Origin of the sequence: Bacillus sp. SIMBA_005, from assembly GCF_046535585.1 — a bacterium.
Classification (GTDB): domain Bacteria; phylum Bacillota; class Bacilli; order Bacillales; family Bacillaceae; genus Bacillus; species Bacillus pumilus.
This window is the reverse complement of the sequence record NZ_JAWRWI010000167.1, coordinates 1-318: the sequence shown is the minus strand read 5'-3', so window position 1 is coordinate 318 and position 318 is coordinate 1. Positions and strand designations below refer to the sequence as shown.

Here is a 318-nt window from a genome sequence, read left to right as displayed (position 1 = left end):
ACGCCTGATCGGCAGACGGGCCGGCTATGAAGTCGACATCGACATGCTGATTGAACTCGCAGCCAAAACAAATACGGTGCTTGAACTGAATGCAAACCCCGCGCGCCTCGATTTACGGACTGAGCATCTGATCAAAGCAAATGAAAAAGGTGTGACTTTGGTCATTAATACCGATGCCCATAATATCGAGATGCTCGATGATATGAAAACGGGAGTGACCGCTGCGCGCAAAGGCTGGACGGAGACAAAACATGTGTTAAACGCCCGGCCGTTACATGAGGTCAAAGCATTTCTGACGCGCAATGATTAAGTAAGGAG

1 pseudogene is annotated in these 318 nt (G+C 49.4%); it reads left to right on the top strand.

Features of this window, described 5'->3' with window-relative positions:
* A pseudogene (locus SB660_RS19595) lies at positions 1-310 on the top strand (DNA polymerase/3'-5' exonuclease PolX); the annotation flags it as partial.
* Positions 311-318 lie beyond the last annotated feature (8 nt).